General features: G+C 68.1%; 24 protein-coding genes. 9 read left to right on the plus strand and 15 right to left on the minus strand.

Annotated elements, in window-relative coordinates:
* Window position 1: 1 nt before the first annotated feature.
* The 8 genes from hprK to LQ772_RS02275 all read right to left on the minus strand — a co-directional run bounded on the left by hprK (window position 2) and on the right by LQ772_RS02275 (window position 6,594).
* Window positions 2–904, minus strand: coding sequence for an HPr(Ser) kinase/phosphatase (hprK, locus tag LQ772_RS02240; RefSeq protein WP_231325856.1), 903 nt, complete (start codon window positions 902–904; stop codon window positions 2–4).
* 253 nt (window positions 905–1,157) lie between these two features.
* Window positions 1,158–1,481 carry a ribosome hibernation-promoting factor, HPF/YfiA family gene (gene hpf, locus LQ772_RS02245; RefSeq protein ID WP_231323600.1) on the minus strand — a complete coding sequence of 108 codons (324 nt, stop codon included), beginning with the start codon at window positions 1,479–1,481 and terminating at the stop codon, window positions 1,158–1,160.
* Window positions 1,482–1,612: 131 nt separating this feature from the next.
* Entirely contained in the window at window positions 1,613–3,052 is a 1,440-nt protein-coding gene (locus tag LQ772_RS02250; protein WP_231323602.1) for an RNA polymerase factor sigma-54, read from the minus strand.
* Between the two features lie 100 nt (window positions 3,053–3,152).
* Window positions 3,153–3,872 (minus strand): LPS export ABC transporter ATP-binding protein, encoded by a 720-nt coding sequence (gene lptB / locus LQ772_RS02255; protein WP_231323604.1) that lies wholly within the window; start codon window positions 3,870–3,872, stop codon window positions 3,153–3,155.
* Window positions 3,873–3,875: 3 nt separating this feature from the next.
* A complete protein-coding gene (gene lptA, locus LQ772_RS02260; RefSeq protein WP_338029236.1) occupies window positions 3,876–4,475 on the minus strand; it encodes a lipopolysaccharide transport periplasmic protein LptA in 600 nt (199 codons plus the stop codon).
* On the minus strand, window positions 4,441–5,043 hold the full coding sequence (gene lptC, locus LQ772_RS02265) for an LPS export ABC transporter periplasmic protein LptC (RefSeq protein WP_231325858.1): 603 nt from the start codon (window positions 5,041–5,043) through the stop codon (window positions 4,441–4,443). The genes lptA and lptC overlap by 35 nt, the downstream gene beginning before the upstream one ends.
* Window positions 5,034–5,585, minus strand: coding sequence for a KdsC family phosphatase (locus LQ772_RS02270; protein ID WP_231323608.1), 552 nt, complete (start codon window positions 5,583–5,585; stop codon window positions 5,034–5,036). The genes lptC and LQ772_RS02270 overlap by 10 nt, the downstream gene beginning before the upstream one ends.
* A 67-nt stretch (window positions 5,586–5,652) precedes the next feature.
* The gene (locus LQ772_RS02275; RefSeq protein WP_231325860.1) at window positions 5,653–6,594 is read right to left on the minus strand and encodes a KpsF/GutQ family sugar-phosphate isomerase; all 942 of its coding nucleotides are present in this window, start codon (window positions 6,592–6,594) and stop codon (window positions 5,653–5,655) included.
* 222 nt (window positions 6,595–6,816) lie between these two features.
* On the opposite strand from LQ772_RS02275, the gene LQ772_RS02280 reads away from it, so the two are divergent.
* Both LQ772_RS02280 and murA read left to right on the plus strand, forming a co-directional pair.
* Window positions 6,817–7,056: a BolA family protein gene (locus tag LQ772_RS02280; RefSeq protein ID WP_231323610.1), complete on the plus strand. Its 240-nt coding sequence runs from the start codon at window positions 6,817–6,819 to the stop codon at window positions 7,054–7,056.
* A 41-nt stretch (window positions 7,057–7,097) separates the two neighbouring features.
* Window positions 7,098–8,357: a UDP-N-acetylglucosamine 1-carboxyvinyltransferase gene (gene murA / locus LQ772_RS02285; RefSeq protein ID WP_231323612.1), complete on the plus strand. Its 1,260-nt coding sequence runs from the start codon at window positions 7,098–7,100 to the stop codon at window positions 8,355–8,357.
* A gap of 356 nt (window positions 8,358–8,713) precedes the next feature.
* On the opposite strand, the gene LQ772_RS02290 is transcribed toward murA, so the two are convergent.
* The 3 genes from LQ772_RS02290 to purM form a co-directional block, all read right to left on the minus strand.
* Complete coding sequence (locus LQ772_RS02290; protein WP_231323614.1) at window positions 8,714–9,415, minus strand: DUF3108 domain-containing protein; 702 nt, start codon at window positions 9,413–9,415, stop codon at window positions 8,714–8,716.
* A 37-nt stretch (window positions 9,416–9,452) separates the two neighbouring features.
* Entirely contained in the window at window positions 9,453–10,118 is a 666-nt protein-coding gene (gene purN / locus LQ772_RS02295) for a phosphoribosylglycinamide formyltransferase (protein WP_231323616.1), read from the minus strand.
* A gap of 105 nt (window positions 10,119–10,223) precedes the next feature.
* The gene (gene purM / locus LQ772_RS02300) at window positions 10,224–11,267 is read right to left on the minus strand and encodes a phosphoribosylformylglycinamidine cyclo-ligase (RefSeq protein ID WP_231323618.1); all 1,044 of its coding nucleotides are present in this window, start codon (window positions 11,265–11,267) and stop codon (window positions 10,224–10,226) included.
* Window positions 11,268–11,462: 195 nt separating this feature from the next.
* Here purM and LQ772_RS02305 point away from each other — a divergent pair, with 195 nt between their 5' ends.
* From LQ772_RS02305 to hda, 3 genes are all read left to right on the plus strand, one after another.
* Window positions 11,463–12,452 (plus strand): DUF2066 domain-containing protein, encoded by a 990-nt coding sequence (locus LQ772_RS02305; RefSeq protein WP_231323620.1) that lies wholly within the window; start codon window positions 11,463–11,465, stop codon window positions 12,450–12,452.
* 126 nt (window positions 12,453–12,578) lie between these two features.
* Window positions 12,579–13,757, plus strand: coding sequence for an AI-2E family transporter (locus LQ772_RS02310; protein WP_231323622.1), 1,179 nt, complete (start codon window positions 12,579–12,581; stop codon window positions 13,755–13,757).
* Window positions 13,754–14,458 (plus strand): DnaA regulatory inactivator Hda, encoded by a 705-nt coding sequence (gene hda, locus LQ772_RS02315; RefSeq protein ID WP_231323624.1) that lies wholly within the window; start codon window positions 13,754–13,756, stop codon window positions 14,456–14,458. The genes LQ772_RS02310 and hda overlap by 4 nt, the downstream gene beginning before the upstream one ends.
* A 336-nt stretch (window positions 14,459–14,794) precedes the next feature.
* Here the strand turns inward: hda and LQ772_RS02320 are convergent, their stop codons facing one another.
* Together LQ772_RS02320 and LQ772_RS02325 are read right to left on the minus strand one after the other, a co-directional pair.
* Window positions 14,795–14,986 carry a hypothetical protein gene (locus LQ772_RS02320; RefSeq protein ID WP_231323626.1) on the minus strand — a complete coding sequence of 64 codons (192 nt, stop codon included), beginning with the start codon at window positions 14,984–14,986 and terminating at the stop codon, window positions 14,795–14,797.
* A gap of 451 nt (window positions 14,987–15,437) precedes the next feature.
* The gene (locus tag LQ772_RS02325; RefSeq protein ID WP_231323628.1) at window positions 15,438–16,241 is read right to left on the minus strand and encodes an inositol monophosphatase family protein; all 804 of its coding nucleotides are present in this window, start codon (window positions 16,239–16,241) and stop codon (window positions 15,438–15,440) included.
* A 112-nt stretch (window positions 16,242–16,353) separates the two neighbouring features.
* Here LQ772_RS02325 and LQ772_RS02330 point away from each other — a divergent pair, with 112 nt between their 5' ends.
* A complete protein-coding gene (locus LQ772_RS02330; RefSeq protein ID WP_231323630.1) occupies window positions 16,354–17,112 on the plus strand; it encodes an RNA methyltransferase in 759 nt (252 codons plus the stop codon).
* Window positions 17,113–17,141: 29 nt separating this feature from the next.
* Here the strand turns inward: LQ772_RS02330 and LQ772_RS02335 are convergent, their stop codons facing one another.
* The gene (locus tag LQ772_RS02335) at window positions 17,142–17,741 is read right to left on the minus strand and encodes a hypothetical protein (protein ID WP_231323632.1); all 600 of its coding nucleotides are present in this window, start codon (window positions 17,739–17,741) and stop codon (window positions 17,142–17,144) included.
* Window positions 17,742–17,763: 22 nt separating this feature from the next.
* A complete protein-coding gene (gene oxyR, locus LQ772_RS02340) occupies window positions 17,764–18,711 on the minus strand; it encodes a DNA-binding transcriptional regulator OxyR (protein WP_231323634.1) in 948 nt (315 codons plus the stop codon).
* Window positions 18,712–18,869: 158 nt separating this feature from the next.
* Here oxyR and LQ772_RS02345 point away from each other — a divergent pair, with 158 nt between their 5' ends.
* The 3 genes from LQ772_RS02345 to LQ772_RS02355 all read left to right on the plus strand — a co-directional run bounded on the left by LQ772_RS02345 (window position 18,870) and on the right by LQ772_RS02355 (window position 22,944).
* Window positions 18,870–19,409 carry a peroxiredoxin gene (locus tag LQ772_RS02345; RefSeq protein ID WP_231323636.1) on the plus strand — a complete coding sequence of 180 codons (540 nt, stop codon included), beginning with the start codon at window positions 18,870–18,872 and terminating at the stop codon, window positions 19,407–19,409.
* 126 nt (window positions 19,410–19,535) lie between these two features.
* Entirely contained in the window at window positions 19,536–20,075 is a 540-nt protein-coding gene (locus LQ772_RS02350) for a carboxymuconolactone decarboxylase family protein (RefSeq protein WP_231323638.1), read from the plus strand.
* 187 nt (window positions 20,076–20,262) lie between these two features.
* Window positions 20,263–22,944 carry a M1 family metallopeptidase gene (locus LQ772_RS02355; protein WP_231323640.1) on the plus strand — a complete coding sequence of 894 codons (2,682 nt, stop codon included), beginning with the start codon at window positions 20,263–20,265 and terminating at the stop codon, window positions 22,942–22,944.
* Window positions 22,945–23,015 lie beyond the last annotated feature (71 nt).

The raw sequence follows: 23,015 nt of genomic DNA on the forward strand, positions 1-23,015 counted from the left end.
TTCACCACGGCGGAAGCCGGCGCATCTGGTGCGCCTGGCGGTCGATGAATGTCTGCGCGGGATCGATGCCCTTGCTCTTGAGCATATGGTGGCGCACCGCCGCTTCCACCAGTACCGCCAGGTTGCGGCCGGGGGCCACCGGGATGGTGATCATCGGCACGGAGACCTCCAGGATCTCGCGGTGGCTGGTGTCGCCGGTCAGGCGCGTCGCCGCGTCGATGTCTTCGCCCTCGCGCAGGGGCTTGAGGTGCACCACCAGGCGCAGGTATTTCGAATGCTTGACCGCGGTGTGGCCGAACATCTCGCGCACGTTGAGCACGCCCAGGCCGCGCACTTCCAGAAGATCCTGCAACAGTTCCGGACACGTGCCGTCGATCACGTCAGGGGCGATCAGGGTGAACTCGGTGGCGTCGTCGGCGACCAGGCGGTGGCCGCGGCTGATCAGTTCCAGCGCCAGCTCGCTCTTGCCCGAACCGGACTCGCCGGTAATCAGCACGCCGATCGAAAACACCTCCAGGAACACGCCGTGCAGGGTGATCCGCGGCGCGAGCAGGCGCGCGAGGTGGTACTGCATCCAGGTCAGGAGCTCGTGGCCGCGCTTGGCGCTGATCCACAGCGGGGTGTGGGTTTCCTCGGCCACCTCGCGCAGGTCCGATGGGATGGTCTGGTCCTTGGTCACGATCAGCGCCACCGGCTGGTAGGCAGCGATCTTGTGCATCGCTTCCCAGCGCTGGCGCGAATCCAGGCTGTCCAGCCAGTTGAGCTCCTCGGTACCGATGATCTGCACCTTGTTCGGGTAGATCACGTTGAGGTAGCCGATCAGCGACGGGCGGCGCGTGGCGGTGGCGCCGGGTTCGAGCACGCGCCCCTCGCCACGCATGCCCGCCACCCAGCGCAGGCCCATGCGCTCGTGGACGCCGTCGAAGAGTTGTCGTGCAGTCAGGCGTTCCAAGGAGTGTCCCTGCCGGGTGGCAATGGGCGCCATTGTGCCAGCTATGCGGGGGAGGGCGGGCCGGGAGGGTGTCGCGAGGCCGGCCATCCGCCCGTGGCTTGGTATCTTCCCTGCGCTCGCGGGGAAGGCTCGGCTTGCGGCATCAAGCTTCGAGCAAAAAAAGACCCGCCACCGGGGCGGGTCTCTTTCGCAGGAGCCGGACGAATCAGCCGATCTGGCGCGCTTCGCGCGCTTCCTGCTGATGCTTGTCGGTCACCTTGTCGCGGTGGCGGCGCAGTTGCGCGGCGAGTTTGTCGAACACCATGTCGATGGAGGCATACATGTCGGCGCCGCAGGCCGCCGCATGCAGGGCGGCACCCGTGGTGCTGAGGGTAGCGTCGGCGCAGTGCTGCAGCTTGTCGATCGACAGCACCATGCTCAGGCCCAGGCACCTTTCGTCGAGGCGGGTCAGGCGATCGAGCCGGGATTCGGCATGCGCACGCAGGGCGGGGGTGACTTCGATCTGCTGGCCGGTGAGTTGGAACTGCATGGGGCGCCTCCTCTGGTACAGGCCGCCGTGGGGCGGCGGGTTCGCATGCCGGTGATTGGTGCCGGCATGCCGGTCTTCATTCGGTATGGGATCGTTCGGGCCGGTTCCAAGTGGTGGGTTTCAGGCGCCGGTCAGCCGGCGCGTTGTCGCTCGCTCGAGCTGGGGATGCGCAGAGCCTCGCGGTACTTGGCCACCGTGCGGCGCGCGACCTGGATGCCCTTGCGGTTGAGCTCCTCGGCCAGGGCCTGGTCGGACAAGGGCTTGCGTGTGTCCTCGCCGTCGATGAGCTTCTTGATCATCGCCTGGATGGCCGTGGCCGAAGCGCCGCCGCCATCTTCGGTGGAGACGCCACTGGAGAAGAAATACTTCAGTTCGAAAGTGCCGCGCGGCGTGTGGATGTACTTGCGCGTGGTCACGCGCGAGATGGTCGATTCGTGCATGCCGACCTCTTCAGCGACTTCGCGCAGGACCAGCGGGTGCATCGCTTCCGGGCCGTAGTCGAGGAAGGCGCTCTGACGGCGCACGATCGCATCGGCAACCTTCAGCAACGTTTCGGCGCGCGACTCCAGGCTCTTGATCAGCCAGCGCGCCTCCTGCAATTGGCCGCGCATCCAGCTGGCGTCCTCGCCGCGCGCCTGCGCGATCAGGCTGCAGTAGTGCTGGTTGAGGCCCAGCCGCGGCTGGCAGTCGGGATTGAGGCTGACCTTCCAGCGGTTGCCTTCCTTGTAGGCGTAGACGTCCGGCGCCACGTACTCGACCGGCGTCGCGTCCAGCGCGGCGCCGGGACGCGGGTCCAGGCTGCGGATCAGCAGCGCCGCGGCTGCGACGTCTTCCTCGCTCGCGCGCAGCTTGCGCGCGAGCTTGGCGACGTCGTTGCGTGCGAGCAGTTCGAGCTCGCCGGCGACGATCTGCAGAGCGAGCCCGCGATGCGGCGTATCGGCATCGAACTGCTCCAGCTGCACGCGCAGGCAGTCGCGCAGGTCCAGACTGGCGATCCCGGTGGGATCGAAACGCTGCAACTGGCGACGCACCGTCTCGATTTCATCGATCGTCGCGTCGAGGTCCGCCGGCAGCGCGGCGAGCACGCCTTCGATGCCTTCGGCAAGGTAGCCGTCGGCGTTGAGCGCATCGATGATGACCGTCGCGATCAGCCGCTGGCGCGTGTTGAACGGCGAGAGGTTCAACTGCCACAGCAGGTGTTCCTGCAGGGTCTCGGGCGCGGCGTTCTGCGGTTCGAAATCCTCATCGCCGCGGCTGCCGGAGGGCGCGCTGCTGCCGAGCGAGAAATCGATCGGCGCCTCGGCTGGCGTGTCGGCTTCGCCCCAGTCCGCGACGTCGTCCGCGTTGTGGTCGACGGTCGGCGCTTCGGCCGGGGCGGCGGAGAAACTCTCTTCCTCGGTTTCGCCCGGCGCCGATTCCTCCTCGAACTCCAGCAGCGGGTTGCCCTCGGCGATCTGGCGCAGTTCCGCTTCCAGCTCCAGCTGCGACAGCTGCAACAGCCGGATCGCCTGCTGCAACTGCGGCGTCAGGGTGAGCTGTTGGTTGAGTCGGAACTGGAGCCCGGGTTTCATGCCAGCCGTTGCGGAGAGACTTGCGGTCATCCTACCCCGGTGGGTGTGACGCGACCATAGCGATGGCAGGCTCCGACGGGCCGTGCGTCACATCACCGCTTCAGAGCTTGAATTCGCGTCCCAGGTACACCTCGCGCACCTTTTCGTCGGCGAGGATGTGCGCTGGCGTGCCGCGCGAGAGCACCTCGCCGTCGTTCAGGATGTAGGCGCGATCGCAGATGCCCAGCGTCTCGCGCACGTTGTGGTCGGTGATCAGGACGCCGATGCCGCGTTCCTTCAGGTGCCGCACGATGCGCTGGATTTCGCCCACCGAAATCGGGTCGACGCCGGCGAACGGCTCGTCCAGCAACATGTAGCGCGGCTGCGCGGCCAGCGCGCGGGCGATCTCCACGCGGCGGCGCTCGCCACCGGAGAGGCTGATGCCTTTCTGGCCGGCGATATGGGCGATCTTGAGCTCGTCCATCAGCCCTTCGAGCTGTTCGTTGCGCTGGCGGGCGGTGAGGCCCTCGCGCAGCTCCAGCACGGCCATGATGTTGTCAGCCACCGACAGCCGGCGGAATACCGAGGCTTCCTGCGGCAGGTAACCGATGCCCAGTCGTGCGCGCGAGTGCATGGGCAGGCCGGTGATGTCCTGGCGGTCCAGCCGGATGGTGCCGCCGTCGGCTTCGACCAGGCCCACCACCATGTAGAAGCAGGTGGTCTTGCCCGCGCCGTTGGGGCCGAGCAGGCCGACCACTTCACCCTGGCGGATCGAAAAACCGAAATCGCGCACGACCTGGCGCGAGCGGTAGCGTTTCTGCAGGCCTTCGGCAGCGAGCATCGGTCAGGGCTGCCCGCTGCTGGTGGCGGGCGCGGGTGCACTGGTGGCCGGTGCCGGTGCCGGTGCCGCGGCAGGCGCGGCGGTTCCCGACTTGGGCTGGGGCTTGAAGATCATGTGCACGCGACCGTCGCCGCCGCTGTCGCCGGTCATTTCGCTGGTCTGCGTGTTGTACGTGAGTCGATCGCCGTGCGCCTCGCCGCGGCCCTGCTGGGTGATCGAGGCATGGCCCTGCAGCACGGCGTAGTCCTTGGCCACCTTGTAGTCGATGGTGGCCGCGTCGCCCTGCATCAGGTTGCCGTTGTCGTCCAGCTGCTGGAGGTGCGCAGGACTGCCGGTCAGCACCACGCTGTCGATCTCGGCGTTGGCGTCGAAGTGCACCTTGGCCAGGTCGCCGGTGGCTTTCAGCGAACCTTGGGTGATCACCACGTTGCCCTTGAGCGTGGTGGTGCTGTTGGGCTTGCGGAAGCCATCGAAGTGCGAGGCCTGCACGTCCATCGGCTGGTCGCGGTCGGTGCGCTTGGCCTGCACCGGTGCCAGCACCGTCAGGCCCAGCAGGACCAACGCCGCGCTAGCGCGCATGCTGGCGGGGCGGGAACGTGGCATGGACGTCATCGAGCAGCTCCAGGTGTTTGTCGTTGAGGTCGGCACGCATGCCGACGCCGTGGATTCTAGTGCCGCCCTGCACCAGCTGCGCCGGGGCGGCGGTCTCGAGGCGGTTCTGCTTGGGCCAGGCGGTGACTTCGGCGGTGTCGATCGTGGTCCTTGGCGTATCGTCGAACGCCGCACGTTCCAGATGCACCGGGCCCTGCAGTTTGAGCAGGCTCCCTTCGTTGTTGACCCAGCCGTACAGCGAGTGGCCGAGCCAGTCGGGCACGGCCGGCTGATTGGAAGGCAGGCGGAACTCGGGCGCGTTGATATAAAGCGACTGGTCGCCCTCGCGCCGCTCCAGCTGCGGCGCCTGGATCAGGAAACTGGGCAGGCCGTCGGTGCCGTACTGGGTCAGCTTGAAGTCGGTCAGCGTGTAGCCCGAGCGCGGCGGACCGACGAACTCGTTGACCTTCGGTGGCGGTCCGATCCACCACAACAGCAGTTGGGCCGTGCCGGCCAGCAGCGCGACCACGACGATGGCCGCCGCGAGGCGACGGTCGCGCAACCACTCCCTCACCGCCAGCGCTCCTTCTCGTTGCCGGCCTTGCCCTGGGCATGCAGGATCAGGTCGCAGACCTCGCGCGCGCCACCCTGTCCACCGGCGCGGCTGGTGGTCCACTGCGCCTGCTCGATCACCCACGGGTGGGCGTTGGCCACGGCCACGGCGAGTCCGGCGATGCGCATGGCGGGCAGGTCGGGAAGGTCGTCGCCGACGAAAGCGACCTGCTCGGGCGCGAGCTTCAGCGCGTCGAGCAATTCCAGCAGGCAGACGCGCTTGTCGCCCTGGCCCTGGTAGACGTGGGCGATGCCCAGCTCCTCGGCGCGCAGTGCCACCGGATGGCTGATCCGCGCGCTGATGATCGCCACCTGCACGCCGTGCACCTGCAGGCGCTTCAAGCCCAGGCCGTCCTGCACGAAGAACACCTTGGTCTCGCGACCATCCTCGCCGTAGTACAGCCGCCCATCGGTCAGCGTGCCGTCCACGTCGAAGACCGCAAGCCGGATACCGGCGGCGCGGGCGATGAGGTCAGGAGGAAGGTTGGTGAGGTAGGAAGAAGTGGGCACGGTTCGGAACTGTGGTGGGTAACGTCAAAAGGGACCTTGCCTGATTTGTCCGGTTTGTCTGGACGAATCAGACGACCCTTGCGCGAAGCAGGTCGTGGATATTCAGCGCGCCGACCACGTGCTGCTGCTCGTCCACCACCAGCAACGCATGGATCTGATGCTTCTCCATCAGCTGCGCCGCTTCGATGGCGAGCTTGTCGGAGGTGATCGTCTTCGGGCCGCGTGTCATCAGCGCCTGGACGCTCGCGCCGCGAAGGTTCACGTCTTCGTCGTCGAGCGCGCGTCGCAGGTCGCCGTCGGTGAACACGCCGAGCAGGCGGCGCTCGGCGTCGACTACTGCGGTCATGCCCAGGTGCTTGCGGGTCATTTCCATCAGCGCCTCGGTGAGGCTCGCATCCGGTGCGATCATCGGGATGCCTTCGCCGGTGTGCATGATGTCGCTGATGTGCAGCAGCAGTCGGCGGCCGAGACTGCCGGCCGGATGCGAGCGGGCGAAATCCTCGGCGGTGAAACCGCGCGCCTCGAGCAGCGCGATCGCCAGTGCATCGCCCATCACCAGCGCCGCGGTGGTACTGGCGGTGGGGGCCAGGCCAAGCGGGCAGGCTTCGCTGGAAATACTGGCGTCGAGGTGTACGTCCGCCTGGTGTGCAAGCGAAGACTTCGGGTTGCCGGTCATGGCGATCAGCGGGATGCCCTGGCGCTTGATCACCGGCAGGATGAACAGGAGTTCATCGGTCTCGCCGGAATTGGACAGTGCCAGCACGACGTCGTCGGGCTGGATCATCCCCAGGTCGCCGTGGCTGGCCTCGCCCGGATGCACGAAGAACGAGGGCGTACCGGTGGAGGCCAGGGTGGCGGCGATCTTGCGCCCGATGTGGCCGGACTTGCCCATGCCAGTGACCACTAGGCGCCCGCGGCAGGCCAGGATCAGCCGGCAGGCCTCCACGAAGCTGGCGTCCACCCGCGGTTCGAGCGCGCGGATCGCGGCCGCCTCGGTGGCGATGACCATGCGCCCGCTGCGGGCGATGGCGTCCGGGTCCAGCTTGGCGACGGGCGGGGCGATGCGTGCGTTCATGGGGTCTCTGCTGGGGTGGCCGGCGGCCTTCGGCATTTCTGTGCCACGGGATTTCCATTACCATGGCATATCCGCATTTTAGCGTCATATGGCCGCGCACTGGATTCATCAAGCCTGGTGAATCCGCGCCCCGCGCGCCGACGATGGACCCCTCCGATGGACCCTGCCCGCATCCAGGCACTGATCGAAACCGGCCTGCCCGGCGCGAATGCGCAGGTGAGCGGTGACGACGGCGTGCATTTCGAAGCCACCGTGGTGGCCAGCCAGTTCGCCGGCAAGCTGCCGCTGGCGCGCCACCGCATGGTTTACGCCACGCTGGGCGAGCTGATGGGCGGCGCGATCCATGCGCTGGCGCTGAAGACGTTGACTCCCGAGGAAGCCGCGGCGCGCCGCTAAAGGCAGCGCTTCGCTTCGCTCACTCCAAGCTAAGGACCCTCATGGCCAAGATCCTGATCAGCGGCGGCGAGCCGCTCCATGGCGAAGTCGCCATTTCCGGCGCGAAGAACGCCGTGTTGCCGATCCTCGCCGCCTGCCTGCTGGCGGACGGCCCGGTGACGATCTCCAACGTGCCCCACCTGCACGACGTGACCACCTTCATCGAGCTGCTAGGCCGCATGGGCGTCAACCTGGTGCTCGACGACCGCATGAAGATGCACGTCGACCCGCGCACCATCGAAAGCCACATCGCGCCGTACGACCTGGTGCGCACGATGCGCGCCTCGATCCTGGTGCTGGGCCCGCTGGTGGCACGCTTCGGCGAGGCGGAAGTCTCGCTGCCCGGCGGTTGCGCGATCGGCTCGCGTCCGGTCGACCAGCACATCCGCGGGCTGCAGGCGCTGGGCGCCGAAGTGACCGTGGAAAACGGCTACATCCGCGCCCGCGCCAAACGCCTGAAGGGCGCGCGCATCGCGATGGACATGGTGACCGTCACCGGCACCGAGAACATCCTGATGGCCGCCACGCTGGCCGACGGCACCACGATCATCGAGAACGCCGCGCAGGAACCGGAGGTGGTTGACCTCGCCAACTGTCTGGTGGCGATGGGCGCGCGCATCGAGGGCATCGGCACCGCGACCCTGGTGATCCATGGCGTCGAGCGCCTCGAGGGCGCCGAGTACGAAGTGCTGCCCGACCGCATCGAGACTGGCACCTTCCTGGTCGGCGCTGCAATGACCGGCGGCAAGGTGCGCGCCCGCGGCGCCAGGGCCGGCACGATGGACGCGGTGCTGGCCAAGCTGGAGGAGGCCGGCGCGCACATCTGCACCGGTCCGGACTGGATCGAACTGGACATGGGCGGCCGCCGCCCGAAGGCGGTCAACATCGTCACCGCCCCGTACCCGGCATTCCCGACCGACATGCAGGCACAGTTCACTGCGCTCAACTGCGTGGCCGAGGGCGTGGGCGTGATCACCGAGACGGTGTTCGAGAACCGCTTCATGCACGCGCAGGAGCTCAAGCGCCTGGGTGCGGACATCCGGCTGGAAGGCAACACCGCGATCATCCAGGGCGTGGATCACATGAGCGGTGCGCCGATCATGGCGACCGATCTGCGCGCCTCCGCCTGCCTGGTGCTGGCAGGGCTGGTGGCGCATGGCGATACGACGGTCGACCGCGTGTACCACATCGATCGCGGGTACGAGAACATCGAGGAGAAGCTCGGCGTACTCGGCGCGAAGATCCGCCGTTTGCCGAGCTGAGTTTCCGTTTCAGGCCACCAGCCGGGCAAGCGGCACGATTTGGAGGTGGGCTGGCGCCTACCTGCGAAGGGCCATGGCTCCCGAACCCTCCAACCCTGGCACGTAGGGGGCTGTGCGCGGCGCGCACACAAGCCCGCACTCCCCCTGGCCTCGGCGCCCGAGCATCCGCGGCAAAGCGGCGGCAGTTCCTCCACCTCATCGGTTCGGCAAACCATTTCTTTCGAGCGCCGCCAGGCGACTGAAAGCCCGCCGCGGGAGCCAAGCTGCGGGAGAAACCTGCAAGAGCGACCGCGCTGGCGCTCCCGCGCCCAGCTCCGCGAACCCGGTCCCTCTCTCCGGTGCGAGGGAAGCGAGTGCTACCGGAAACTCACCAGCTCCATCGTCAGGTTGCCGCCATCCTTCTGCGACAGCTTCACCGGCAACGGGTACCGCCCCGGCGCATACCAGGCGCTGAAGCCGCGGTCGGCGTCCGTGCGATCCACCCGCACGGCGTCGAAACTGCCGGCCGGCACGGTCACCTTCTCCTTGCCGGTGACCTTGAACCGCTGCGTCTGGACTTCCTGCTTCACCGCCACCGGCAGCGCGATCTGCTTCTGTCCGTCGCGCAGCGCCAGGCCGATCGCCAGCGCGGTGGTGTTGCGCTCGACCATGCCGGGCTGCGTCGGATAGGTGATCGCACCCTTGCCTTCGTCCACCGTGACCTGGCGCTTGCCCCAGTCCACCGTGACGTGGCGTTGCTTGGACTTGATCGCCGCATCGAGGCGGTAGTCGTAGCTCAGTGCCTCGGGCACGTCGCCCTTCCAGCGGAAATGCGAAACCTCGTCCAGGTTCGCGCCGAGCAGGGCGGCCAGGCCGGAGGTGCCGCGCAGGTGCTTGCTGTAGGCCCATTGCCCGTTGCCAAGCGGCTTGAGGCTCACGGTGGCGTCGCCCATCGGCGAGCCGTCGCGCAGCACGCGGTAGGTGGCGGTGAAGGCCTTGGGCGGGGCGGCGAGGGCGAGTCCGCTGGCGCTGGCCAGCAGCAGGGCGCCGGCGAGGCGCAGGAGGTGGCGGAAAGTCATGTGGCCCAGTGTGCCCGCCGCTCGCTGAACATCGGATTCAGGCCGGCGCGAGCCCGCGTTCGGTAAGCCGCAGCGGCACGGTGAGTGGCGCGCCGTCCAGCGAGGGGCCATCGTCGCGCCAGGCCAGGCGGCCTTCGGCGATCAACCTCACTACCGCCGGCAACAGACGGTGTTCCAGCGGCAGCAGGCGTTGCGCGAGGCGGTGTTCGTCTTCGTTCGACTCGATCCGCAACACCGCCTGCGCCACCACCGGGCCGCCATCGAGTTCGGCGGTGACGAAATGCACGCTGGCGCCATGTTCCAGGTCGCCGGCTTCCAGCGCACGCCGGTGCGTGTGCAGGCCGCGGTATCTGGGCAGCAGCGAAGGATGGATGTTGAGCATGCGGCCGGCCCAGGGCGCGATCGCCTCGCCATCGAGGATGCGCATGAAACCCGCCAGCACGACCAGCTCGGCACCGCTGGCAGCGAGCCGGCCGAAGAGGTCCAGGTCGAATGCGCGGCGATCCGGATAAGCCTTCGGGTCGAGCACCAGCGTGGGGATGCCCGCCTCTTCGGCCAGCCGCAAAGCGCCGGCGGTGGACTTGTCGCTCGCCACCAGCACGAACTCGGCGGCCAGCTCACCGCGCTCGCGCGCGGCGAGCAAGGCGGCGAGGTTGCTGCCGCGTCCGGAGGCGAGGACGGCGATGCGGAGAGGATGGGGCATGTTTGTCTCTGCCGTTCGCCCTGGGCGTCGAGCGCGGCGCCAGATCGGACCGCTTTTCGACTTCGACGCTGCGCGCCTGCGCTCGGGGCGAACGGTTTTCCTGTTTCAGCCGATGTGGACGCGCTCGTCGCCCTGCGCCTTCACGACCTCGCCGATCACGCGGCTGGCCAGGCCATGCTTCGCCAGCAGCGAGGCCGCGCCATCGACCGCATCGCGCGGGAGGATCACCGTGAAGCCCACGCCGCAGTTGAACGTGCGCCACATCTCCTCGCGCGCGACCTTGCCTTCGCGCATCAGCCAGTCGAACACTGGCGGCAGCACGATCGCGTTCGCGTCGAGCGCCAGGCCCAGGCCGTCGGGCACCACGCGGATGATGTTCTCCTTCAAGCCGCCGCCTGTGATGTGCGCCATGCCGTGCACCGGCTGGCTTTTCAGCAGTTCCAGCATCGGCTTGACGTAGATCGTGGTCGGCGCCATCAGCGCGTCGGCGAGCTTCACGCCACCGAGATCGAGCTCGAGCCCGCCGTTGTCGGGCGTGGCACCCGCGCGCTCGACGATCTTGCGGACCAGCGAATAGCCGTTCGAATGCGGGCCCGAGGACGCCACGCCGAGGATCACGTCCCCGGCCGCGATCGCCTCGCCCGAGAGCAGTTGCGACTTCTCGACCGCGCCGACCGTAAAGCCGGCCAGGTCGTATTCGCCCGGCGGATACATGTCCGGCATTTCGGCCGTCTCGCCACCGATCAGTGCGCAGCCGGCGAGCTCGCAACCCCTGGCGATGCCGCCCACCACCGCGACGGTGGTCTCGACGTCCAGCTTGCCCGTGGCGAAGTAGTCCAGGAAGAACAGCGGCTCGGCACCCTGCACCAGCACGTCGTTGACGCACATGCCGACCAGGTCGATGCCGATGGTGTCGTGGCGGCCCAGCTGCTGGGCGAGCTTGAGCTTGGTGCCCACGCCGTCGGTGCCGGAGACGAGCACTGGTTCCTTGTAGCGGCCGGCCAGGTCGAACAGGCCGCCGAAACCGCCCAGCCCGCCCATCACCTCGGGGCGGAAGGTGCGCTTGACCAGCGGCTTGATGCGTTCGACCACGGCATTGCCCGCGTCGATATCGACGCCGGCGGCGCGGTAGGTGAGGGCGTCGGACATGGCGGAGGAGGCCTGGAGGAAAGCGCGCAATTCTACCAGCACGCTCCCGCGGGCGCGGTTCGTCCTCGGTGCGAAAGTCGCGGGCGGTGGAAAAGGCTGGCTTCGCGGTCTTGCGCCAGGCCGCGCCGATGGACGCTGCGGGCGGGATTGGGCAGACTCCCGTGTTATCCGAGCTTCCACGGACGAGCCTTGCCGATGCGCCTGCCACGCCTGCTTTCCGCCTTCCTCCTGCTGGGTTTCCTCGCGCCGGCGGCGTGGGCGCAGGTGCCAGCACCCGTGCCGGTCTCGCCGTACGCGGTGGTGGTGCCGGTCACCGACACCAGCGAGGCGCAGCGTGACACGGCCTTCGCCACTGCGCTCGCGCAGGTGCTCGAACGCGTCGCCGGCGGTCAGGACCTGCGCAGCAAGCCCGGCTACGACGACGCGCTGAAGGGCGCGCCGGGGCTGGTGCAGCAGTTCCAGTACCAGCGCGCGGGCAGCGGCATCGTGCTGCAGGTGAACTTCGACCCCGGCGCCGTGCGCCGGCTGATCACGCAGATCGGCGTGCCGGCCGCAGGCGTGAAGCCACCCGTGCTGGTGCTGGTGCATGGCAGCGACGGCAGCCTGCTCGGTCAGGATGCGCTGGGAGCGCTGGCGCAGGCCGCCGCGGCGCGCGGCTACCAGTTGGCCTACCCGGACCCGTCGCACGTGCCCGATGCGTCGGCCGTGGCGAACGCCGACCCGACCGCGCTGGCGATGATCACCCAGCGCTACCACACCGGCCTGATCCTGGTCGGCAACCTGAAGGGTGGCAGCGCGGACTGGACCCTGGTGGCCGGGGGCAAGCCGCTGCCGTGGAGCGGCCAGGGGGTCAGCGCCGACGCGCTGCTCACCGACGGCGGCAACGGCATGGCCGATCGCCTGGGCAAGCAGCTCAACGTGATCGGCGCGGGCATCAGCAGCGGCAAGCTGTGGGTAAGCAAGGTCGACTCGGCGCAGGCCTACGCCAACCTGCTGGCGATGCTGCGCGCCGATCCGTCGGTGCGCGAGGTGAACACGCTCGCCGCCGACAACGACGGCTTCCTGCTGGGCATCAAGGCAAGCATGCCGCCGGCCGTGCTGGCCGCCAGTTTGGCCGCGGGCGGGCGGGTGATCCAGGGCACGCCGCACGCAGGGGCGGACGCCAGCCTGCAATGGCTGCATTGAAACAACGCCCCGTGCAGGAATCCGCTTTCGGGCGATGCCCTTTCCGTACATCGAGAAGAGCATCGCCCGCAAGCGGATTCCCACAGTGGGAGGAAACGCCGTGCATCGCTTGAACGAGGCCCCTCCGTGACCCACGACATTTCCCGTCGCTGGCAACTGCTCGCGATCGTGCTGGTGATCGGCTTCCTGATATGGCTGCTGGCACCGGTGCTGATGCCTTTCGCGGTGGCCGGCATGCTGGCCTACCTCGGTGACCCGCTGGCCGACCGGCTCGAACGGCTGGGCATGAATCGCACCTGGGCGGTCAGCATCGTGTTCTTCGTGTTGATCCTGCTGCTGGTGGGCGCGCTGCTGCTCCTGGTGCCGCTGATTTCCGACCAGATCGAGAATCTCGTCCACAACCTGCCGGGCTACGTGGACTGGGTCCAGAACACCGCGCTGCCGTGGCTGCAACGCAAACTCAGCCTCGATCCGGATGCGTTCGACACCAGCCGGCTGATGGCGGCGATCCGCGCGCACATCGGCTCGATCGGCGCAGTGGCGACCACCGTGCTCGGTACCGTCTCGCGCTCCAGTCTCGGGGCGGTGATGTGGCTGACCAACGTGGTGTTGGTCCCGGTGGTCGCGTTCTACCTGTTGCGCGACTGGGATCGGTTGATCGCCTACATCGACAGCGTGCTGCCGCGTTCGGTGCAGCCGACCGTGGCGCACCTGGCACGCGAATCGGATGCGGTGCTGGGTGCTTTCGTGCGCGGCCAGCTGCTGGTGATGCTGGGGCTGGGCATTTTCTACGGCGGGGCGTTGACCCTGGTCGGCCTGTCGGTCGGCCCGCTGATCGGCATGGTCGCCGGCCTGCTCAGCTTCGTGCCCTACCTCGGCTTCATGGTCGGTTTCGGCGCGGCGATCGTCGCCGCGCTGGTGCAGTACGGCGACTGGGCCCACCCGTTGATGGTCTGCGGCGTGTTCATCGTCGGCCAGCTGCTGGAAGGCTACGTGCTCGTGCCCAAGCTGGTCGGCGACAAGATCGGCCTGCATCCGGTGGCGGTGATCTTTGCCGTTCTTGCCGGCGGCTACCTGTTCGGCTTCCTCGGCGTGCTGCTGGCGCTGCCGGCCGCTTCGGTGATCATGGTGCTGTTGCGCTACCTGCTCGAGCGCTACCGCATGAGCGAGCTGTACAGGCAGGCAGGTCCCGACGATCCGGTGATCGCCGAGGTCGACGTCACGGTGAGCGGCCCCGGCGGTACGGACGAGGGCGCAGCCACGGTGCCGGTGCACCGCGGGCCTGCGGACGACGGCGCGCCATGATCCCGCAACTTCCGCTCGCCTTGCGCTGGCCGCGCCGGCAGCGTTTCGAGCACTTCCACGCTGGCGCCAACGCCGCCGCGGTGGCAGCAGTCCAGAGGGTGGCCGAAACGCCGGGGGCGCCCTGGGTTTATCTGCACGGCCCGGCCGGCAGCGGACGCAGCCATCTGTTGGTGGCCGCCTGCCAGGCCGCCAGTGCGGCGGGCCGGCGCGTGCAATACCTGCCGCTCTCGGCGATGCATGAACACATCGGCGCGCTGCGCGGAGTGGGCAGCAGCGAACTGCTGGCCATCGACGATCTCGGTGTGCTCGCCGGCGAGCGCGCCGCCGAACACGCGTTGTTCGACCTGTACAACCAGGTGCGCGCAGAGGGTGGGGCGATGCTGTTTGCCGCCGATGCACCACCGGCGCAATTGGGCATCGACCTGCCCGACCTTCGCTCGCGCCTGGGCGCGTGCACGCAGTTCGCGCTCAAGGCACTCGACGACGCCGAGCGACGCGCCGTGCTCCGCGAGCAGGCCGCCGCGCGCGGCATCGGCCTGGACGAGGCCGTGCTGGACTGGCTGTTCACCCGCTACGCACGTGACCTGACCGCTCTGCTGGACCTCCTGGACCGGCTCGACCAGGCCTCGCTCGCCGCCAAGCGGCGCATCACCGTGCCGTTCCTGCGCGAATTCCTGCGCGAAGACCGCGGGCACGCGTAGTCGGCGCTGCGGCCGCACGGTGACGTAAGCCCGCCATGCACGGCCAAGGCGGGCGCGCCCGTTTGTGACGGGCGAGGTCTAGATCCGGTGGTGCTCGGCTCGCATGCCTTCCGCGATCAACTCGCGAACGCTTACCACCCTTGCGTCCGAGCTTCGAGTCACCTTCGGGTCCGAGCTGTTGCTTGCGGGTCTCGCCGCCCTTGTGGTCGCCCTTCTGACCAGCTTGGCACCGTCATGCCGCCCCGGCGTGATAACTGTCGACGACCTGATTGCCTTGATTCTGCCGCTTTTGCGAGCCCATTTCGGATACTCCTCACATAACCCGCGGGCATGCCCTCAATGCGGGCGCTGTTCGCTTTGGCGTGCTTCGACCTCGCGGCCGCGGTTGATCAGTTCGCGCACGCGCAGGCCACCCTTGCGGCCCGCCTCGCGCACGCTGAGCTTGCCGCGCGTGGCGTCGGCCGGGTCCTGGGCGGGGTGGTGGGTCTTGCTGCTGGCTTGACTCTCTGGGGACGATTGCCGGCTCATGGTTATCTCCGTTGATATCCGATCGTCGTTGGCAGGACGCTGCTGGTTTTTCCGGCACCCGGAAAGAACGGCAGGTCCGGCGGTCAGAAGCTTCGGCCATCGGCACGCGGCACGATGGCGACGGACGCTTCCCCGCCCGCAGGGGCTCGCGATGCGTCGAGGGCCCTTCGGACGAACAGGGGCGTTGCAATGCGGATGCCAGCGCGCAGTGCGCCGACTACCGGCAACCCTTGCATTCGCGCGGCTGGAAAAAGCGCTCCGGCTGGAAAGATCTACAGCAACGCCCGGCTGCCGCGAAGGCAGGCGAGGACTCGCTTGCGTGCCCTGTAGGAGCGACCCGCGCAGGACTGCCGGCGCCCGGCAGCATGCGGTGCGCGCTTGCAGGGCGATGTTTGCGCGCGCAAAAAAAGAGCGCCACGTGGGCGCCCTTTTGTCCAGCGGCGATGCGTGCTCAGGCCTTGAGCAGTACCGGCGTCGCCTGTGCACCGATGGCGTCGGTCATCGCCTTGGCGATGTTGAGGTTGCCGGCGATCAGGTTGCCGCTGGCGGGCATGCCGTCGCGTCCGGCGAAATCGCCGTAGCGACCGCCCGCCTCGTGCACGAGCAGCACGCCGGCGGCCATGTCCCAGGGCTTGAGGCCGATCTCGAAATAGCCGTCGTAGCGTGCGGCGGCGGTATAGGCCAGGTCCAGCGCGGCGGAGCCGGAACGGCGGATGTCTTCGGCCTGGCCGAGCAGGGCGCGGGTCATGGCCAGTTGCGCATCGAGGTGTTCGCGCTGGCGGTAGGGGAAGCCGGTGGCGATCATCGCGCCGCCCAGGTTCTCGCGCTTGCCTACGCGGATGCGCCGGTCGTTGAGGTAGGCGCCATCGCCCTTGCTGGCCGTGAACAACTCGTCGCGCAGCGGATCGAACACCACCCCGTAGACCGGCACGCCCTTCTCGAGCAGCGCGATCGAGACGGAAAAATGCGGGATGCCGCGCAGGTAGTTGTGCGTGCCGTCGAGCGGATCGATCACCCAGGTGTGCTGGCTCTTGCCGGTGGCGCCGCTTTCCTCGGCGAGGATGGCGTGATCCGGGTAGGCGCGCCGCAGTTCCTTGACGATCTCGGCCTCGGCCAGGCGATCGACTTCCGAAGCGAAGTCCATGCGCTGCTTCTCGACCACGTGCAGGCCGTCGATGCGGTTCATGTAGCGCAGGATCACGTTGCCTGCGGCGCGCGCGGCACGTGCCGCGATGGTGACGGCGGGTCTTGGCATGGCTTCGGCTTTGGGAAAAGAGCGGAAATGCGGCCGGCGATTCTAGCAGAGCCGGCGTGGCGGTGCCCCGGGGCGGCTATCCTTGGCGACCCCGCCTGACTTTTTCGCCGCCATGACCGACCACGCCGATCTCGCCCGCCTGTTCCGTTTCGTGCTGGTACGCACCTCGCACCCGGGCAATATCGGCAGCGCGGCGCGGGCGATCCGCACGATGGGCTTCGCCCGGCTGGACCTGGTGTCGCCGGCCGAGTTTCCCAGTCGCGAGGCAGACGCGCTGGCGGCCAATGCGGTGCAGGTGCTGGCCGAGGCGGGCGTGCACGATGCGCTGGTCGACGGCCTGGCGGGCGTGACTTTCGCGCTGGGCCTGTCGGCACGCCGGCGCGGCGTGAACCTGCCGGAGCTGACCCCGCGCGAGGGCGCCGCGCAGGCACTCGCGGCCGCGGCCCGCGGCGAACAGGTGGCGCTGGTCTTCGGCAACGAGCGCACGGGGCTGGAGAACGAGGAACTGGCGCGCTGCCACGCGATGGTGCGCATCCCCAGCGTGGAGGACTACAGCTCGCTCAACCTGGCTCAGGCAGTGCAGGTGATGGCTTATGAGCAGCGCCTGGCGATGCTGGGCGCCACGCCAGTGGCCGCGCCGCCGGAACACGACGAGCCGCCAGCCGACGCGGCGCGGATGGAGCGCTTCTTCGAACATCTGGGACAGACCCTGGACGACATCGAGTTCCACAAGGGACGCGAACCGACCACGATCATGTTGCGCCTGCGTCGGTTGTTCCAGCGCGCACAACCGGACGAGCGCGAGTTGCGCATCCTGCACGGCGTGCTGGCCGATGCGCAGCGCATGGCCTCGCTCGCCAAGCGCTCGTAGGAGCGCACCGGTCCGCTCCTACAGGGAAATCACGGCGCGACCGGCTCCAGTTCCTCCACGTACACCAGCTCGCAGGCGCCGTCGCCGGTGTCCTCGCGCGTGAGCGAACTGCGCCAGTGCCAGCCGTCCGGCCGGCTGGCGTCGACCAGGAAACCCTCCAGGTGCACCAGCTCGCCCGGGCGGACGTGCTTCATCGCGTAGCGCACGCCATCGTCGGCCGGGATGAGGTGCATGTTGGTCGCGGACGTTTCGATCTCGCGGCGCGGGATCGGGAACTCCCGCACGTGCCAGTAGAAGAACCGGCTGGACTGGCTGATATCGATCCCGGCCAGCACCGCGCTGTCGGACATCCGTCCCCAACCCAGCGCCAGGTCCGTCGGGGCGAGCGAGGCGCCGGCGTCCCAGCGGTAATCCTCACGGGAGAGCACGCGCGCGGTCAGTGCGATGTGGGCGCGCGTGCGCAACGTGGTGTCGCCCTGCCGGAGCAGGGTGCCATCTTCCAAATCGACCTGTTCGGGCGCCTGCGCGGCCAGCACCCCCGGCGGCGGGTGCAGCGGACGCTGCTGCCACCAGCCGAGCGCACCCCAGCCCAGCAGCACGGCCAATCCCAGCCACCCCAGTCGCCGCATCGGTATCCCCCTTTGGAAGCGCTCAGGCGCGCTTGCGCCGCGTGTTTTTGACGGGCTCGGCCAGTTCCGGTTTGAGCAGTTCGGCCGGCAGGTCGCGCACCACTTCGGCAAAACGCTTGAGGAAGGGTCCGAGCGAAGAACTCTTGCGCCAGACCAGCGCGATGCGGCGGCTGGGCGCGTGGCCGGCGAATTCCAGCAACTTCACGTTCTCGGTGCGCGCCACCGGCGGCTTGATCGCCAGCGTCGGCAGCAGGGTGATGCCCACGTTCGCGGCCACCATCTGCCGCAGCGTTTCCAGGCTGGTGGCGCGGAAGCCTACCTTCTCGCCGGCGCCGGCCAGCTGGCACAGCTCCAGTGCCTGGTCGCGCAGGCAGTGGCCGTCCTCCAGCAGCAGCAGGCTCTCGTCCTCCAGGTCCGCCAGCTTCAGGCGCGCCTTGCGATGGGCCAGCGGATGGTCGTCGGGTACCGCCAGCACGAACGGTTCCTCGAACAGGAACTCCGTGTGCAGGCTTTCCTCGTGGATCGGAAGGGCGAGGATGCCAACGTCCAGCGAACCCTCCCGCAACATGCGGATGACTTGTTCGGTCTTCTCCTCGATCAGCAGCAGTTCCAGCCGCGGAAAGCGCTGGCGCACCGCCGGCACCAGGTGCGGCAGCAGGTAGGGTCCCAGCGTGGGGAATACGCCCAGGCGCAGCCTGCCTGCCTCCGGGTCGCGCGTGCGCTGGGCGATCGCGCGGATCTCGTCGACCTCGGCCAGCACGCCGCGGGCGCGGCGGGCGATCTCGCGGCCGGTCTCGGTGAGCAGCACCTTGCGCGGCGTGCGCTCGACCAGTGCGACGCCGAGCTCGTCCTCCAGCTTCTTGATCTGCGTGGAGAGGGTCGGCTGGCTGACGAAGCTCGCCTCCGCGGCGCGCCCGAAATGGCGGTGCTCGGCCAGCGACACCAGGTAGGCGAGGTCGCGCAGGTTCATGGCTTGATCCGATAGGTCATGCCTATGAGTGTGATGGCAACAATCAATTTGAACAATGCCCGGGCGGTGCGTAACCTTGCCCTCATGACGCGCCATCCACGGCGCCCATGATGCTCTCACCGATCGCTCTAACCCTCAGTACTTCAAGGAGAAGCTCCATGCTCACCATCGGCGACAAGTTCCCCCAGTTCAGCGTCCCGGCCACCGTCTCGATCGAGAACCTGGAGAAGGCGTTCAGCACGATCGACAACAACACCTACAAGGGCAAGTGGCTGTGCGTGTTCTTCTACCCGAAGGACTTCACTTTCGTCTGCCCGACCGAGATCAAGGGCTTTTCCGACGTCAACCAGCAGTTCGCCGACCGTGACTGCCAGGTGCTGGCCGCCAGCACCGATTCGGAGTTCGTGCACCTGGCGTGGCGCAAGGACCACAAGGACCTGCGCGACCTCAAGTTCCCGATGCTCGCCGACATCAAGAAGGACCTCAGCAATGCGCTGGGCATCCTGACCGCCGACGGCGTGGCGCAGCGTGCGACTTTCCTGGTCGATCCGGACGGCATCATCCGCTTCGTTTACGTGACCGACGGCTCGGTCGGCCGCAACCCGCAGGAAGTGCTGCGCGTGCTCGACGCGCTGCAGACCGACGAGCTGTGCCCGTGCAACTGGCACCAGGGCGAAGACACCCTCAAGGTCGCCTGATCGCCTCTCGCTTGCAGTAACCGCGCGTCCGGATCCCTCCCCTCCCCCACGGACGCGCGGACTCCCCAGCCGGCGGCGAAGCCCGCTTCGCCGCCGGTCTTTTTTTGACTTCAAGAAGGTGTCCCCATGAGTCTTGCCGACCTCAAGAGCCAGCTCCCCGACTACGCCAAGGACCTGCGCCTGAACCTCGATTCGGTGCTGAGCGAGGGCGGTGCGCCGGGGCTGACCCAGAAACAGATCATGGTGGTCGCGCTCGCCGCGGCGATCGCCTCGCGCTACAAGCCGCTGACCCAGGCGGTGGCCGAGGAAGCCGCGCAGCACGCCAGTGCCGAGGAGCTCAACGGCGCCCGCGTGGCCGCGTCCATCATGGGCATGAACACGATCTACTACCGCTTCGTGCACCTGGTCAGCGAGCCCGAATACGGCACGCTGCGCGCGGGGCTGCGCATGAACGCGATGATGAATCCCGGCGGCACCAAGATCGACTTCGAGCTGGCCTCGCTCGCCGTGGCCGCGGTCAACGGCTGCGGCATGTGCGTGGACTCGCACGAGAAGACCCTGCGCAAGCACGGGCTGTCGGCGCAGCCGATCCAGAGCGCGATCCGCATCGCGGCGGTGGTGCACGCAGTGGCCGTGGCGCTTGAGCAGGCCGACGTCGCCGGCTGAGCGACCACCACGGAGGAACGGCGAAGCCCGGCCAGCGATGGCCGGGCTTTGTTTTTGCGCGCGCTGCCGACCGGGTCGACGCTTTCACGTCGCGTCGAACCCCGGCCATGCCTTTTGGCACTGTGTCACAAGTCATGCCCGGCCTAGCTTCGGGAGCTTGCCTTCACAGTCCCTGGGGAAAACCACCATGCGTCGACTCGTCAAACCGCTCGTGCTCACCGCGATGGCCGCCTGTTGCGGCGCCGCCTTCGCCGCCACCGCCGACCAGGTGCCGCACGGCAAGCTGCCGCGCTGGGCCGTGCCCGAATCCTATGCGCTCTCCTTCAAGGTCGATCCGCGCCAGCAGGATTTCTCCGGCACCACGCGCATCAAGGTCGAGCTCAAGCAGGCCTCCAACCACGTCTGGTTGCATGGCAATGCACTGAAGGTCTCCAAGGTCAGCGTGACCGACGCCGGCGGCAAGGTGCATGCGGCCAAGTACGTCGAGGCGGCGCCGAAGGAAGGCGTCGTCCGCGTCGACTTCGGCGATACGCTCAAGCCGCAGGAGCTGACCCTGAGCTTCGAGTACACCGCGCCGCTCAACCAGCAGCTGCAGGGCCTCTACAAGGTCAGCCACGAGGGCGTGCCCTATGCGATGACGCAGATGGAGCCCATCAGCGCACGCTATGCCTTCCCCGGTTTCGACGAGCCCGACTTCAAGACCCCGTTCGACATCAGCCTGACCATCCCCAACGACGAGAAGGCGGTTGCCAACACCAAGCAGATCAAGGAAGTCCCGGCCGGAAGCGGCTGGAAGACGCTGACCTTCTCCACCACCAAGCCGCTGCCGACCTACCTGGTCGCCTTCGGTGTCGGTCCGTGGGACATCGTCGCCGGCCCGGACATCTCGCCGGACGCCTATCGCGCCACCCCGCTGCAGCTGCGCGGCATCGCCGCCAAGGGCGAGGGCCACCGCATGCAGCACGTGCTCTCGGAGACGCCAAGCATCATCCACACGCTGGAGGACTACTACGGCTTCGGCTACCCGTGGGACAAGCTCGACCTGCTCGCCGCGCCGGACTTCGCCGCCGGCGCGATGGAGAACGCCGGGCTGGTGACTTTCCGCGACTGGCTGCTGCTGCTCGATCCGGACTCCCCGGCGCAGTACGTACGCGGCTCGTTCAACGTCAACGCACACGAACTGGCCCACCAGTGGACCGGCGACACCGTCACCACCGCCTGGTGGAACGACATCTGGCTCAACGAGGCCTTCGCCACCTGGATGCAGCAGAAGGTGACGATGAAGGTGCATCCGCAGTACCGCGCGGACCTCGACCGCGTGCGCGGCGCCCAGTACGCGATGGATAACGACAGCCTGGTCACCGCGCGCAAGATCCGCCAGCCGATCACCGGCAACGGCGACATCGAAACCGCGTTCGACTCGATCACCTACCAGAAGGGCGCCAGCGTGCTCGGCATGTTCGAGGGCTACGTCGGCGAGAAGACCTTCCAGCAAGGCATGCGCCAGTACATCCAGGACCACAAGTTCGGCAACGCCACGGCGGACGACCTGGTCGACTCGATCGCCAAGGCGGCCGACAAGGGCGAGGACTTCAAGCAGGCCTTCAAGAGCTTCCTCAACCAGCCCGGCGTGCCCTACGTGCAGACCCAGCTGATGCAGAAGGACGGCCAGACCGTGCTCAAGCTCAGCCAGAGCCGCTACCTGCCGGTCGGCAGCAAGGGCAACGCCAGCCACGTGTGGGGCGTGCCGGTGTGCGTGCGCTACGGCACCGCCGACGGCAGCAAGGTCAACTGCGAGTTGCTGGAGAAGGCCACCGGCACGATCGCGCTGCCGGGCGCCAGCGCCAACCCGTGGGTGATGCCCAATGCCAACGCCAGCGGCTATTACCGCTTCGGCATGGACAAGGCCGACCTGGCGCGGCTGGGCGACCAGGTCAGCCACCTGACCGACGGCGAGCAGCTCGCCTATGCCGACGCGGCCGACGCCAGCTTCCACCACGGCGACATCAACGCCGGCGACCTGCTGGCCGCGCTCAAGCCGCTCACTGCCTCGCGCGTGCGCGCCGTGGCGACCGCGCCGATCGCCAGCTTCGAATGGATCAACCGCTACCTGGCCGGGACCGATGCGCAGCGCAACGCCCTCCACGCCTGGGCCACGTCCGCCTACCTGCCGCGCATGGAACTGCTGGGCTACCACCGCAAGCCCGGCGAGGCGGACGATGATTCCCTGCTGCGCAGCACGCTGGCCGGTTTCCTGGCGCTGGACGTGAAGCTGCCGAAGGTGCGTGCCGAACTGCTCAAGCAGGGAGAGGCAGCGCTCAAGCGCAAGGCCGACGGCCGCCTCAGCCTCGATGCGGCCGATCCGGACCTGCTCGACGCCGCGCTCGCGGTGGCGGTGCAGGAGCATGGCAAGAGCGCGGTCGATGCGCTGATCGCCGAACTGCCCAAGACCTCCGATCCCGCCCAGCGCAACGCCATGCTGGCCGGCCTGAGCGCGGTCGAGGATCCGGCATTGGCCGAACAGGTACGCAACTTCGCGCTGGACAAGCGGGTCAAGGTCGGCGAGATGGCCGCCCTGCTGCGCGGCAGCCGCGAGACCCGTGCCCAGCGTGATGCCATGTGGAAGTGGGCGGTCGCCAACTACGACCGCATCGTCGAGCGCACCGGCAGCTTCGCCGGCGGCCGCCTGCCGGGCCTGATGGGTGGTGGCGGTTGCTCGCAGGAGGAAGCGAACCGCCTGCAGGCATTCTTCAAGACCCGCGCCAAGGACGTCACCGGCGCCGAGCGTGGCCTGGCGCAGACGACCGAGGACACCTTGTTGTGCACCGCGCTGAAGGCCAAGCAGGATCCGCAGGCGATCCTGCACTGAGGCGGCGATCCAAGCTGAAACAGAACGCCGGGCCGTAACGCCCGGCGTTTTTTTTGAGCCCTTGCGCTCAC

The organism is Frateuria edaphi (assembly GCF_021117405.1).
Taxonomy (GTDB): Bacteria; Pseudomonadota; Gammaproteobacteria; order Xanthomonadales; family Rhodanobacteraceae; genus Frateuria_A; species Frateuria_A edaphi.